The organism is Acinetobacter sp. YWS30-1 (genome assembly GCF_033558715.1).
GTDB lineage: Bacteria > Pseudomonadota > Gammaproteobacteria > Pseudomonadales > Moraxellaceae > Acinetobacter.
Map to the genome: position 1 here is coordinate 1111039 of NZ_CP114606.1, position 13054 is coordinate 1124092.

At 43.0% G+C, this 13054-nt stretch carries 12 protein-coding genes; 9 read left to right on the forward strand and 3 right to left on the reverse strand.

Features of this window, described 5'->3' with window-relative positions; all coding sequences use genetic code 11:
* The first annotated feature begins 24 nt into the window (after positions 1-24).
* From O4M77_RS05135 to proB, 6 genes are all read left to right on the forward strand, one after another.
* A complete protein-coding gene (locus tag O4M77_RS05135) occupies positions 25-516 on the forward strand; it encodes a hypothetical protein (RefSeq protein WP_323713956.1) in 492 nt (163 codons plus the stop codon).
* A 71-nt stretch (positions 517-587) separates the two neighbouring features.
* On the forward strand, positions 588-983 hold the full coding sequence (locus O4M77_RS05140) for a transposase family protein (RefSeq protein ID WP_079281082.1): 396 nt from the start codon (positions 588-590) through the stop codon (positions 981-983).
* Positions 931-1401: a transposase family protein gene (locus O4M77_RS05145; protein ID WP_323713957.1), complete on the forward strand. Its 471-nt coding sequence runs from the start codon at positions 931-933 to the stop codon at positions 1399-1401. The genes O4M77_RS05140 and O4M77_RS05145 overlap by 53 nt, the downstream gene beginning before the upstream one ends.
* Positions 1402-1575: 174 nt before the next feature.
* On the forward strand, positions 1576-2538 hold the full coding sequence (locus O4M77_RS05150; RefSeq protein WP_323713958.1) for an IS481 family transposase: 963 nt from the start codon (positions 1576-1578) through the stop codon (positions 2536-2538).
* Positions 2539-2868: 330 nt separating this feature from the next.
* Complete coding sequence (cgtA, locus tag O4M77_RS05155; protein WP_004782712.1) at positions 2869-4074, forward strand: Obg family GTPase CgtA; 1206 nt, start codon at positions 2869-2871, stop codon at positions 4072-4074.
* A gap of 27 nt (positions 4075-4101) precedes the next feature.
* Positions 4102-5235 (forward strand): glutamate 5-kinase, encoded by a 1134-nt coding sequence (gene proB, locus O4M77_RS05160; protein WP_005234922.1) that lies wholly within the window; start codon positions 4102-4104, stop codon positions 5233-5235.
* A gap of 57 nt (positions 5236-5292) precedes the next feature.
* On the opposite strand, the gene O4M77_RS05165 is transcribed toward proB, so the two are convergent.
* On the reverse strand, positions 5293-5889 hold the full coding sequence (locus O4M77_RS05165) for a phosphatase PAP2 family protein (RefSeq protein WP_323713959.1): 597 nt from the start codon (positions 5887-5889) through the stop codon (positions 5293-5295).
* A gap of 167 nt (positions 5890-6056) precedes the next feature.
* Entirely contained in the window at positions 6057-6758 is a 702-nt protein-coding gene (locus tag O4M77_RS05170) for an SIMPL domain-containing protein (protein WP_004782671.1), read from the reverse strand.
* A 483-nt stretch (positions 6759-7241) separates the two neighbouring features.
* Between O4M77_RS05170 and O4M77_RS05175 the strand changes: the two genes are divergently transcribed.
* Complete coding sequence (locus O4M77_RS05175) at positions 7242-8615, forward strand: diaminobutyrate--2-oxoglutarate transaminase (protein ID WP_034703655.1); 1374 nt, start codon at positions 7242-7244, stop codon at positions 8613-8615.
* A 3-nt stretch (positions 8616-8618) separates the two neighbouring features.
* Positions 8619-10151: a pyridoxal phosphate-dependent decarboxylase family protein gene (locus O4M77_RS05180; protein ID WP_125278393.1), complete on the forward strand. Its 1533-nt coding sequence runs from the start codon at positions 8619-8621 to the stop codon at positions 10149-10151.
* Positions 10152-10239: 88 nt separating this feature from the next.
* On the opposite strand, the gene O4M77_RS05185 is transcribed toward O4M77_RS05180, so the two are convergent.
* Entirely contained in the window at positions 10240-11292 is a 1053-nt protein-coding gene (locus O4M77_RS05185; RefSeq protein WP_323713960.1) for an aromatic ring-hydroxylating dioxygenase subunit alpha, read from the reverse strand.
* A gap of 290 nt (positions 11293-11582) precedes the next feature.
* Between O4M77_RS05185 and O4M77_RS05190 the strand changes: the two genes are divergently transcribed.
* Complete coding sequence (locus O4M77_RS05190) at positions 11583-13013, forward strand: aldehyde dehydrogenase family protein (RefSeq protein WP_416359245.1); 1431 nt, start codon at positions 11583-11585, stop codon at positions 13011-13013.
* Positions 13014-13054 lie beyond the last annotated feature (41 nt).

Here is a 13054-nt window from a genome sequence, read left to right on the forward strand (position 1 = left end):
TAAATTGCTTTTGGGGCTTAGGATATGAAACCTATCAAGTTAGCCTGTATTTTAATAATGGCTTATTTTTTTCTTTTTATCTTTAGCTGTGCTGTCTTTGGATTATCAAAGTTTAGTATTGATAATGAAAATATCATAATTATAGCTATGAATTGGTCAGCAACTATGTTTGCTCCAGTTGCTTTGTTAATTACATTTAATCTTTGGAAATCGCAAAAGAATACAGAAATAATAGCTGAACAATGTAAATTGATAGTAATAAAAGTGATTGAGCTTGAGCATGTTTATCTTAGATTGAGAGATGGAGTTATTAGTTCCAACAAGACATTTGAGAATGTCAAATTACAGCTAAATAAATTTCGAGAACTAAGGGCGATAATTAAAGAAGAAAATAAGTTTTTGCAAGAATGTTTTCGAAATAGTAATTTTAAAAATGAAATACAAACATTCGATAAGGCAATATTTTCATTACAAAGTCAATTTAGTAATCTAGTTAATAATAGATCTCTTTCATAAATCAAAAAACGATCTTCTTTTTGGTTAATATTTGCACTCCAGATTTCTTGGCATTCATGCATAATCTGCGGATGAAATACATCGATTCAAACAAGCTTTCTGATCCTCAGTTCAAGCGATACACGGGCATCTCATGGTCAACCTTTGATTTAATGGTTGAGCAATTGAAGAAACATGTCCCTGCCAAAGGCAGACCGCCCAAGTTAAGCCTGGAAGACCAGGTTCTGCTCTGTCTAAGCTATTGGCGGGAATACCGAACCTTATTTCACGTTGCGACGAGCTACGGGGTTTCAGAGCCCACAGCCTCAAGAATTGTCCGTCATGTTGAAGACTGCCTGATTCGGTCCAATCTGTTTAATTTACCCAAAGATTTACCCGAGGGCGAAGGCATCGATTGGAATGTTGTGATCGTGGATGCCACAGAAATTCCAATCCAAAGGCCTAAAAAAACAGAAGAAAAGCTATAGCGGCAAGAAAAAGACCCACACTTTCAAAGTACAGGCCATCATTCATTATCAAACTCAAAAAATCCTGAGTTTATGTACGAGTCGTGGTACCGTACATGATTTCGAACTCTTCAAACGTAACTTGAATCAGATTCCTGCAGGTGCATTTATCCTTGCGGATAAGGGTTATCAGGGAATTTATACAGTGTATCCAAATAGCCTGTTGCCATTAAAAGCCAAAAGACACTGTAAATTGGATCCTGAATTGAAAATCTATAATCAAGAAATCAATAAAAGAAGAATCGGAATTGAGCATGTATTTGGCAGTTTGAAAACCTTCAAAATTCTTGCTGAGCGATATCGCAATCGAGGCAAAAGACTAGCATTAAGATTCAATCTAATTGCTGGAATTTATAACTTGGAGCTGAGTGAAAAATGACTTATGAAAGAAATCTAATTTTGAAAATATTAAAGGAAATACTAAGGTTCCTATCTTGCATGAAGAGACTAACCCTTTTATTCGATTTAAGAGAGAGCTAATGAAATATGCGCTTTATGAAAAATAATATAAAGTGTGTGATTCATAGACATCATTTCAATATAATGGGTGTCTATGAACAGAGAAATTCAACAAAGACTCGTATGGGTTAAATTATTTGAAGAGACCAATAATGCTGGCCTGGTTTGTCGGAGATGTGGCATTTCTAGACCAACGTTACGCAAGTGGTGGAAACGATATTCTGAACAAGGTATTGATGGATTAAGTAGTCAGAGTAAACGTCCCTTAAAATCGCCAAATACTAAAATCAATGCTGAGCTAGAAGCTTTAATATTAGAAATGCGCTCGGCTAGAAATCTTGGTGCTCGACGTTTGCAAACAGAATTAATGAGGCTGCACGGAGTCTCGTTGTCCTTAGCGACTATCCATAAAGTACTATCCACCCATCAAGTCAAACCGATTAAAAAATTCCGTCGTAAAGTAGATTTCATTCGTTATGAACGCCCATTACCAGGCGATAGAATTCAAATGGATACCTGTAAACTGGGTCCTGGACTATGTCAGTACACATCTATCGATGACTGCACACGATATCGCGTTTTAAGGATATATAAACGCCGAACAGCAGCGAATACTCTCGACTTTTTAGACTGCGTAATTGAAGAAATGCCTTTTCCCATACAGCGAATACAGACCGATCGTGGACGAGAATTCTTTGCTGAAAAAGTACAGAAAAAAATGATGCAGCATGGAATCAAATTTAGGCCAAATAAACCAGGTTCACCTCATCTGAATGGCAAGGTAGAGCGCTCACAAAAGACTGATAAATCTGAGTTCTACGCTACTGTAGATATCGATTCAGAGGATATCCAGAACAAACTGGCAGAATGGCAGCATTACTATAACTGGATGAGACCACATTCAGCTTTGAAAGGTAAAACACCGATGGAAAGGTACTTTGAATTATGTGAAGAAACTCCTTTCTCAGATGAAGTCCAGAAGCAATACAGCCCCTCAAATGAACGGATTCAACATGCCAATTACAAGATGGATTTAGAGATCGCTAAATTGAAATGATCTCTATGAATCACACATCTGAATATCTGTTGATCAGTTAAAGCAACTCCAATTGAAAAAAGTAAAACTATAAAAATAAAGATGACTAAGCTATAAGAAGAATTACCGTGATTCTGAAATAAGTGAAAACATTTTTATAATTCTTATTTTGTATAAGTTCCTCACAATAATTTCTTGATAAATCGTCAATCTGTATCAGCTTTTTGCTTGAATAATATAAAATAATCTTAAATTGGGTCTTCTTCATGGAAAGCTCAATAAATATAGTCGAGAAATGCTTTAAAATATGGCAGAATAGGCGGTTTTTAAAGTTTTTAGAGGATTGGCATTATGCGCTTTGTTGATGAAGCAGTCATTACCGTAGAGGCTGGCGACGGTGGCAATGGCGTAGCCAGTTTTCGCCGTGAAAAGTTCGTACCATTTGGTGGTCCAGATGGTGGTGATGGTGGTCGTGGCGGCAGCATTTATATTCAGGCTGACGACGACACGAGTACCCTTGTAGATTATCGTTATACCCGTAAATTTCGCGCTGAACGTGGTAAAAACGGTGCTGGCGCAAACTGTGCTGGTCGTGGTGGCGAATCAGTTATTTTAAAAGTTCCTGTGGGAACAACAATCGTCGATTCAGAATCTGGCGATATTATTGGCGATCTGGTTGAAGATGGCCAGAAAGTATTAGTGGCACATGGCGGCCAAGGTGGTTTGGGTAATACGCACTTCAAATCATCAACCAACCGTTCTCCGCGTAAATGTACACATGGTACTAAAGGCGAATTCCGTGAAATCCGCCTTGAGCTGAAAGTACTGGCTGATGTGGGCTTGCTTGGCATGCCAAACGCAGGTAAATCAACCTTTATCCGTGCAGTCTCTGCAGCAAAACCAAAAGTGGCAGATTATCCGTTTACGACCATGGTACCTAATCTGGGTGTAGTGGATGCGGATCGTCACCGTTCATTTGTAATGGCGGATATTCCAGGTCTGATCGAAGGTGCGGCAGAAGGTGCAGGTCTCGGGATTCGCTTCCTGAAACATTTGGCACGTACCCGTATTCTGCTTCACATTGTCGATGTTCAACCGATTGACGGTTCAGATCCAGCTTACAATGCCAAAGCGATTTTGAATGAGTTGCAAAAATTCTCCCCAACACTTTCAAAATTACCGGTGGTATTGGTTCTGAATAAGGTCGATCAGCTTGCTGTAGATACTCGCGATGAATGGTGTAATCACATTCTTGAAGAATTGCAGTGGGAAGGTCCTGTCTTTAAAACTTCAGGCTTAACGGCTGAAGGAACTAAGGATGTGGTGTATTACCTGATGGATCAAATCGAGCAGCAACGCGAACGCGAAGTTGAAGATCCTGAATACGCAGCAGAGATGAAAGAATTCCGTGATCAGCTTGAAGCTGAAACACGTGAACAAACGATTGCTGCGAAAGAAGCTTATCGTGAAATGCGTCGCGCTCAACGTCTGGGCGGCGATGACTTTGATGATGAAGATGATGACGACAGCGACGTAGAAGTATATTACGTACGTTAATCTTTTAAAGATAAGTCTGAGGACAAGATGATAGAAGTGGTAGATGGGCAACGTCAGCTCAAGGGTTGTAAACGAATCGTTGTTAAAATCGGATCATCTTTACTCACAGCAAACGGGCAAGGTTTAGATTTAGATGCGATCTCGCATTGGGCGGGACAAATCGCGGATCTACACAATGCCGGACACGAGATTATTCTCGTTTCTTCCGGAGCTGTGGCTGAAGGTATGGTTCGAATGAAACTTGAGAATCGACCCACCGATCTACCCAGTCTTCAGGCTTGTGCTGCCATTGGTCAGATGGGTTTAATCCAGACCTGGTCAAGTGTGCTGGAAAAACACAGCATTCAAACTGCTCAGGTGTTATTGACTCATGATGACCTGGCAGACCGTCGTCGCTATCTCAACTCTTGTGATGCTTTGCAGCACCTGATTGATTGGCATGTGATTCCGGTCATTAATGAAAATGACACGGTTTCTACTGACGAAATTCGCTTTGGTGATAACGATACCTTAGCTGCGATGGTGGCGGGACAAGTTCACGCAGATCTGCTGATTATCCTGACTGATCAGGAAGGCATGTTTGACTCGGATCCACGTTCTAATCCGGATGCCAAACTGTTCCATACCGTGCGTGCCATGGATGAAAGCCTGTTTGATATGGCAGGCGGCGGCGGAAAATTTGGTCGTGGCGGTATGCTGACTAAAGTTCGTGCTGCACGTCTGGCTGCGAAATCTGGTTGCCCAACCTTGATCGCTAGTGGTGATAGTGACAATGTTTTATCGCGCCTGATGGCAGGTGAAATGTTGGGTACGTTATTTATCACTGATGATGATCGCATGACTGCACATCAGCAATGGTTAGCAGCGCATCTGCAAACTGCAGGTCGTCTGGTGATTGATGATGGCGCGGTTAAAGCCATCAAAGAGAATCACCGTAGCCTATTGCCGGTCGGTGTCAAAGCCGTAGAAGGACATTTTGACCGTGGGGATGTGGTTGAATGTGTTGACCGACAAGGTCACCGCATTGCTGTAGGACGTGTCAACTTCAGTTCACGTTCAGCGGAAATCGTGAAAGGTCTGGCCTCAGATAAAGTGCATCAGGTCTTGGGTGAAGCGCGTTCTTTAGAGATGATTCACCGTAATCATATGGCGATTTACTAAATCTTCGGTCTATAAAAAAAATCCCGCTTTCGAGCGGGATTTTTTATGTCTGGAAATTTACTTCACCCAGCCCATCCGAATAAAAGGCTTAAACAGGAATTGATGAATGCTGAAAATAAAGCTCATGATTTTATTCTCATATTTCCACCAGAGCGGTAAGCCGGCAAGATTGACTGCTAAAGCAATCAGGAATGCTCCCACCATATCAATCGGAAAATGTACACCCACATAAACCCGTGACCAGGCTACCAGCCAGGCAGTCCAGAGCAGGATTCGTCCCAAATCACGTTGTGCTGAGAAATAATAGGCAAAGGCAATCCCGCTAAAAATACTCATGTGATTGCTTGGGAATGAACCTGTAGGTGCGTGCTCAATCAGGGTTTGACCAACCTCCATGACAAAAGGGCGGGGTGTGTTTAGAACGGCAGATAATACCTCGCTAATCGACAAGGTGATTGCTGTGAAGATCGCAGCTTTAATAATCCCTGTTTTGATTTCACGACTGCCACGCAGCCAGGTAATAGCAAAAATCAGCAGAAATAAATACACCAGATCATGCGCTATCAGACTGGCATAGTTAATCATCCAGATCGAGGCTTGGTCAGGTACATTGAGAAGATGAAACAGATACAGGTTTAGTTGATCGAGTGACATGAGGAGAGAGAGGGCTGACACAAATGTCCGTTACTCTAAACCGATCAAAGCTCAATTCATATCTGAGTTTGTATGAATTTGTAGCATTGATTTTTCACAGAATATTCAAGTGATAAAAAACCACCCAAAAGGGTGGTTTTTAAACCTCTAAATAATTTTATTAAGACTTATTTAAACTGAATAGAACCATTGGCGCTCACGGTCATTTTGGATTCACCCGCTGCCATTTCCTGTTCTGGAACTGCTTCGGCATAAGCAGATTTGGCCATCGCCATGCGTGGCACAGGTGGATAACCCGAATTATTGGTGTTGATATTCAGATTCACCAGTTGATAGCCTGGTTTGTTCCAGGCTTGAGCCAGACTTTGCGCACGTTGCTGGAAGTTTTTCGAAGCTTCAAGCATCAGCTCGTTTTCGACTTTCTTACGTTTTGCTTCAGATACTGTGAAGTTAATTGATTCAGTCTGGAAGTTCTGTTGTAGCTCAGCAATCAGTTGCGAGGCGGCTTTAAAGTCAGTTGATTCAATTCGTACCTGCGCACGAGCACGCCATTCTCTTAGCTTACGGTTGTCGTTGTCATAGACTGGATAGGTATGCTGTGAACCAGTTTCAATTTTTACCGTAGGATATTTTTTAGCAGTATTAATGGCCTGTGTCATCAACTGATTGATTTGTGCTGCCAGCTCAGCCGGCTGTTTATTAGATTTTTCAACAAATAAATTGGCGTTCATCAAGTCATTGGAAATATCGCGGCTGGCTTCTGCTGAGATATTCACCACATTATAATTCAAGGTTTCTTCAGGAGCTGCGAAAGCGGCAGAAGATAATGCGCCGAGCAAAGCAAGCGCTGAAAAAGAAGAAAGACGCATTTTGTTGTCCTGTTTTAGTGGAATTGTTGGCCTTTGGCCTTGTGCTGATCATAAAATACTAAGGTGGAAATGTGTTGATATTCCGAAATTATTGTCGTTGGATTGTTAAAAATATATTTTATTTATTGTAGATGTATCGGAAATAAATGTGATTAAAATTATATACTTATTGAGATAATTGTTTGATAATTACACTGTTGTATTCATGACAACAAAATTGCATAAAATGTTTAGGGTTCCTTGTCATTGCCATGCATAAAGTTGATAATTTAGACAGCAACATTTTTTGATATATTTTTTCAATAACAGCCGAGGCAAATTGATACTAAAAGTTGTTTATTTTCCTGAAAAAAACTGTATCATCCGCCTCTCCTAGTTACTGAATAGAAAATTGTCTAACTAGATTATATAAAGCACCGAGTCAAACGACCGCAAGTCACCAGACTTATTTCTTTCAACCCATATCAGAGATGGTAATTCGATATGAGCGTTTCTTCTGTAAATCCTGCCACCAATTCCACAAACGAATACTACTTGACTCGCCAAAGTCAGATGGAATCGAATGTGCGTAGTTATCCACGTAAATTACCGTTAGCGATAGCGAAAGCACAAGGTTGCTGGGTTACCGATGTTGAAGGTACGGAGTACCTTGATTGTTTAGCTGGGGCAGGGACATTGGCATTAGGCCATAATCACCCTGCGGTCATTCAAAGTATCCAGGACACACTTGCAAGCGGTCTTCCATTGCATACGCTGGATCTCACCACTCCTTTAAAAGATGCTTTTACTGAAGCACTTCTTGCTTACCTGCCAGGTGGCAAAGAAGAATACTGCTTACAGTTCTGTGGACCATCTGGTGCAGATGCGACTGAAGCAGCGATTAAACTTGCTAAAACCTTTACTGGCCGTAGTTCAGTGATCAGCTTCTCTGGTGGCTATCACGGTATGACTCACGGTTCTTTGGCAATGACAGGTAACCTGTCTGCGAAGAACTCAGTGAATGGTTTAATGCCAGGCGTTCAATTCATGCCATATCCGCATGAATACCGTTGCCCATTGGGTCTAGGCGGTGAAGCGGGCGTTGATGCTTTGACTTATTATTTCGAAAACTTCATTGAAGATGTCGAAAGCGGTGTAACCAAGCCAGCAGCTGTAATTCTTGAAGCGATTCAGGGTGAAGGCGGTGTGGTAACAGCACCAGTAAAATGGCTGCAAAAAATCCGTGAAGTAACAGAAAAACACAACATTGTGTTGATTCTTGACGAAGTTCAAGCAGGCTTTGCGCGTTCAGGCAAAATGTTCGCATTCGAACATGCGGGTATCGAACCTGATGTGGTTGTAATGTCTAAAGCTGTTGGCGGTAGTTTGCCACTTGCAGTACTGGGTATCAAACGTAAATTTGATGCATGGCAACCTGCTGGCCACACCGGCACTTTCCGTGGTAACCAGCTGGCAATGGGTACAGGTCTTGCGACTCTACAAACCATTAAAGAACAAAATCTTGCGCAAAATGCACAAGAACGCGGTGATTTCCTGCAAGCTGAACTGAAAAAACTGGCGGCTGAATTCCCATGTATCGGTAATGTACGTGGTCGCGGTCTGATGATCGGTGTTGAAATCGTGGATGAGCGTAAACCAGCGGATCATATGGGTTCTTTCCCTGCTGATGGCCAATTGGCTGCAGCAATTCAAACCGCTTGTTTCAACAACAAACTGTTGCTGGAAAAAGGTGGTCGTAACGGTACAGTAATCCGTTTACTTTGCCCATTGATCATCACTCAAGCTGAGTGTGAAGAAGTTCTGGTTCGCTTCAAGAAAGCGGTTGCTGAAGCTCTAATCGCAGTTCGAGGCGCATAATTCATGGTAGATTTTGCAGAACACCGTAAAGCGTTACTCTGCAATGATGCTGCATCTATCGCTGACTATGAGTCGGCGATGGATCAGGCGACCAAAGCGGTTGCAGCATGGTTGCAAAACGACAAGATGTATACCGGCGGTAGCATCAAGGAATTGCGTAGCGCAATTGCTTTCAATCCTTCTAAAGAAGGTCTGGGCGTACAAAAGTCTTTAGAGCGTATGGTTGAGCTATTCCTCAACAAGAGCTTGAAAGTACATCACCCGCATTCTTTAGCGCATTTGCATTGCCCAACGATGGTCACTAGCCAGATCGCGGAAGTGTTGATTAATGCCACTAACCAGTCAATGGACTCTTGGGATCAAAGCCCAGCGGGTTCTTTGATGGAAGTGCAGCTAATTGACTGGCTACGTCAGAAAGTTGGCTATGGTTCAGGTCAGGCGGGTGTATTCACTTCTGGTGGTACACAATCCAACCTGATGGGCGTATTGCTGGCGCGTGATGCCTGTATCGCAAAAAACTGGAAAGACGAAAACGGTAATCCGTGGTCGGTTCAACGTGATGGTATCCCAGCGGATGCAATGCGTAACGTTAAAGTCATCTGTTCTGAAAATGCACACTTCTCTGTGCAAAAGAATATGGCGATGATGGGCATGGGCTTCCAGTCTGTCGTGACTGTTCCTGTTAACGAAAATGCTCAGATGGATGTTGATGCTCTGGAAAAAACCATGGCGCATCTTCAGTCTGAAGGTAAAATCGTGGCATGTGTGGTGGCAACTGCTGGTACAACTGATGCTGGTGCAATTGATCCCCTCAAACAGATTCGTGAAATCACCAATAAATATGGTGCGTGGATGCACATCGACGCAGCATGGGGTGGTGCACTGATTCTGTCTAATGACTATCGTTCTATGCTGGATGGCATCGAGCTGTCTGATTCTGTGACACTGGATTTCCATAAGCATTACTTCCAGACGATTTCATGTGGTGCGTTCTTGCTGAAAGATGAAGCGAACTATCGTTTCATGCACTACGAAGCAGAATATCTGAACTCTGCTTATGACGAAGAGCACGGTGTTCCTAACCTGGTGTCGAAGTCGCTACAAACCACTCGTCGTTTCGACGCGTTGAAATTGTGGATGACTGTAGAAGCGTTGGGTGAAGAGCTTTATGGTTCGATGATCGACCATGGCGTGAAATTGACTCGCGAAGTGGCAGACTACATCAAAGCAACTGATGGTTTAGAACTTCTGGTTGAGCCACAATTCGCATCAGTATTGTTCCGTGTAGTTCCAGCAGGCTATCCAGCTGAATTTGTGGATGCTTTGAACCAGAACGTCGCAGACGAACTGTTTGCACGTGGTGAAGCAAATATTGGTGTGACTAAAGTGGGTCAAGTTCAATCACTGAAAATGACGACTTTAAGCCCGGTTGCAACCCTTGAAAACGTGAAGAACCTGTTGGCACTCGTGCTTGCAGAAGCGGACCGTATCAAGGATTCAATTGCGGATGGGACTTATACACCGCCAATTGCTTAATCAATTGCAGGTGAAAAAAAGGAGATCGTTAAGATCTCCTTTTTTATTGGAATTTGGCTGACACATAGATAATGATTTTTAAATAAAATTAAGCTGCAAATAAAGGACTAAAGCCTTTTTTCCTTAATAGTTTACGGTACATACTGGAGCTGCGATCTGCCGGGAAATGTGCTTCCAGAGATAAGTCTAGCGGTAAAAACTCAGGCTTCTGATTTTCGACAATCAGGCGATCTTCTTCAAAAATCTTCAGATTAAAATCATAGGCTTCTTCGACAGGTAAGTCTTTATCATAATTACGACAGATGGGAGCAAACAGTCGGGTCTGACGGGCGGTCATCGGTGAAGCAGCATTCATAATCACCTGTTTGGCATCATTAGGGAAATGGATGGTCAGGGTTGCGGTAAAGGGCAGACTAATTTCAAAATGCCGTAGCCATTTAAAATCTTCCTGACCGCGCTGATCTAACCCAATCGGATAACGGCCGACACTGTTGATATAGTCGGCATTAAAACCATATTCAGTTTCCGTTGTGGTGTAATCCGGGACTTCGACATCATTCGGATCACCAAAGGTATCTGGATGTACCCAGGCAAAATGGGCGACATCAATAAAGCCTTCTAGCTGTCTGCCAGCAAAACATTTGATGTCGACTTGTGGGCAAACCAGTTGCTGATAATCTGCATCATTCCAATAAGGCATCACTGGAATATTCGGTTCAGCATCTTTGTCAGCTGTCAGTGAACACCAGATCAGGCCGTAGCGTTCTACAGCCGCATAGGTTCTTAAATGAAATCGGTCTGAAATTTTATGCTGTGGATGGGCAGGGATACGGTTACATTTACCTTGTGCACCAAAGCGTAAGCCATGATAAGGACAGACCACGCCTTGACCATCATTTTTTCCCAGACTTAAGGGCACACCACGATGCGGACAGGCATCTTTGGCCACGATCAGTTCATCCTGCATCTTGTAAATGACCAGTGGCATATCTAGCAATATTGTCCCTAGCGGCTGTTCAGAGACATCGCGGGCTAAGGCCACTGGATACCAATATTGAGCCAGGAGATGCCAGTCATGTTCTTCAAATGTCATGTGAATCGGTAAATCGGGATTGAAAACTGGAATGGTTGTGCTGTTCATGACGCTATCACTGTGATTCTTTATTTCCAATATAGGCCAATGTGATGTTCTACGAAATTTCAAAGATCAGGACATCCTGTTGCATAAATTCGAACAGGAGGTAAGGAAGAATGAGCTATAGGCAAAAAATTAAAGGAAGCAATATTTAAAGTTCCGAAAAATGCTTCTTTTATTTTTCATGCACAAAATGTGTATTTAGGGCTTTATGCCTAATGTGATATGCAAGCTCCGTTCAGATAAAATCAGCTAATGTCAGGGAACAACAAAAATATCTGATTCAGGATGAAGAGATGACTAATTTGCATGTATCCCAACCCGTTGGCTGTATTATTCAAGGAAAAATGGTACAAGGCGGTGGCGAAAGTTTTGTGGTGATCAATCCTGCTGATGAGCAGGTATTGGCACTGTGTTCCTCTCCCTCAGAAGCACAAGTTGAAGACATCATCCGTAGTGCCGAGCAGGCTTTTCACCAATGGAAAAATACGGATGATGCAACGCGACAGGAAATTCTGCATCGTATTGCGGATCGTATTGAAGAACACCGGGAAGAATTAGCGCGTTTAGTGGTGCAGGAGCAGGGCAAACCTTATGCGCTGGCTGAATTTGAAGTCGGTGGGGCCATTGCCTGGACCCGCTATCAGGCAGAACTCAAGATTGAAACTGAAATCTTACAGGATGATGCCAATAAACGGATCGAACTGCATCATCGGCCTTTAGGGATTGTGGCATCGGTCACTCCATGGAACTGGCCTTTGATGATTGCTGTCTGGCATATCATGCCGGCAATTCGCGCTGGCAACGTGGTGATCAATAAGCCTTCAGAATTTACCCCATTGTCGACCCTCCGACTCGGTGAGCTGATTCAGCAGGAAGTTGCACCTGGAGTGGTCTCTATACTTACAGGTGGCGGCGAAGTTGGGGCTAAGCTGACCAGTCACCCTGCAATTGCCAAAGTGGTATTTACCGGTTCGACCGCAACTGGTCAAAGAATCATGCAGAACGCAGCTGCGACTTTCAAGCATTTAACACTGGAACTTGGTGGCAATGATGCAGGCATTGTTTTGCCAGATACCGACATTCAGGCAATGGCAGTCCGAATCTTTCATGGAGCTTTTATCAACATGGGCCAGACCTGTGCAGCGTTAAAGCGTCTTTATGTGCATGACAGCCAGTATGATGCACTGGCACAGGAATTAGTAAAAGTCGCACAGCAACAGTCTCTGGGAGATGGTTTAGCCGAGACGACTACTTTTGGTCCAGTGCAAAACATCAAGCAATACCAAAAAGTTCAGACTATGATTCAGGAAGCCCAGGATGAAGGGGCAATAGTCATGACATCTGGTCAGAATCTACCGGATACAGGCTATTTTATTGCACCGACAATCGTAACCAATGTGAGTCCAGATAGCCGCCTGGTTCAGGAAGAGCAGTTTGGTCCGGTATTACCTTTGATCCGTTATCATGATATTGAAGAAGTACTGACTGAAGCCAACAATACGGATTTTGGTTTAGGTGGCTCAATCTGGTCATCCAATCTGGAGCAGGCGCAGCAGTTTGCTCAACGACTGAGTTGTGGTACGGCGTGGATCAATACGCATGGTGAGATTTTCCCGCATGTACCTTTTGGTGGATGGAAGCATTCGGGCATTGGTGCCCAGTTTGGGCTGAGTGGTCTGCTCGAAAATACGATTCAGCAGGTTGTTCATATCAATAAAAATTAAATCAAAAAAAGCTCAAGTTTAACTTGAGCTTTTTTCTTTTA

What these genes read in the sequence shown, in the direction of transcription:
- O4M77_RS05135 (WP_323713956.1), top strand. Translation starts at nt 25, where the DNA reads ATGAAACCTATCAAGTTAGCCTGTATTTTAATAATGGCTTATTTTTTT.
- O4M77_RS05140 (WP_079281082.1), top strand. Translation starts at nt 588, where the DNA reads ATGAAATACATCGATTCAAACAAGCTTTCTGATCCTCAGTTCAAGCGA.
- O4M77_RS05145 (WP_323713957.1), top strand. Translation starts at nt 931, where the DNA reads ATGCCACAGAAATTCCAATCCAAAGGCCTAAAAAAACAGAAGAAAAGC.
- O4M77_RS05150 (WP_323713958.1), top strand. Translation starts at nt 1,576, where the DNA reads ATGAACAGAGAAATTCAACAAAGACTCGTATGGGTTAAATTATTTGAA.
- cgtA (WP_004782712.1), top strand. Translation starts at nt 2,869, where the DNA reads ATGCGCTTTGTTGATGAAGCAGTCATTACCGTAGAGGCTGGCGACGGT.
- proB (WP_005234922.1), top strand. Translation starts at nt 4,102, where the DNA reads ATGATAGAAGTGGTAGATGGGCAACGTCAGCTCAAGGGTTGTAAACGA.
- O4M77_RS05165 (WP_323713959.1), bottom strand. Translation starts at nt 5,889, where the DNA reads ATGTCACTCGATCAACTAAACCTGTATCTGTTTCATCTTCTCAATGTA.
- O4M77_RS05170 (WP_004782671.1), bottom strand. Translation starts at nt 6,758, where the DNA reads ATGCGTCTTTCTTCTTTTTCAGCGCTTGCTTTGCTCGGCGCATTATCT.
- O4M77_RS05175 (WP_034703655.1), top strand. Translation starts at nt 7,242, where the DNA reads ATGAGCGTTTCTTCTGTAAATCCTGCCACCAATTCCACAAACGAATAC.
- O4M77_RS05180 (WP_125278393.1), top strand. Translation starts at nt 8,619, where the DNA reads ATGGTAGATTTTGCAGAACACCGTAAAGCGTTACTCTGCAATGATGCT.
- O4M77_RS05185 (WP_323713960.1), bottom strand. Translation starts at nt 11,292, where the DNA reads ATGAACAGCACAACCATTCCAGTTTTCAATCCCGATTTACCGATTCAC.
- O4M77_RS05190 (WP_416359245.1), top strand. Translation starts at nt 11,583, where the DNA reads ATGACTAATTTGCATGTATCCCAACCCGTTGGCTGTATTATTCAAGGA.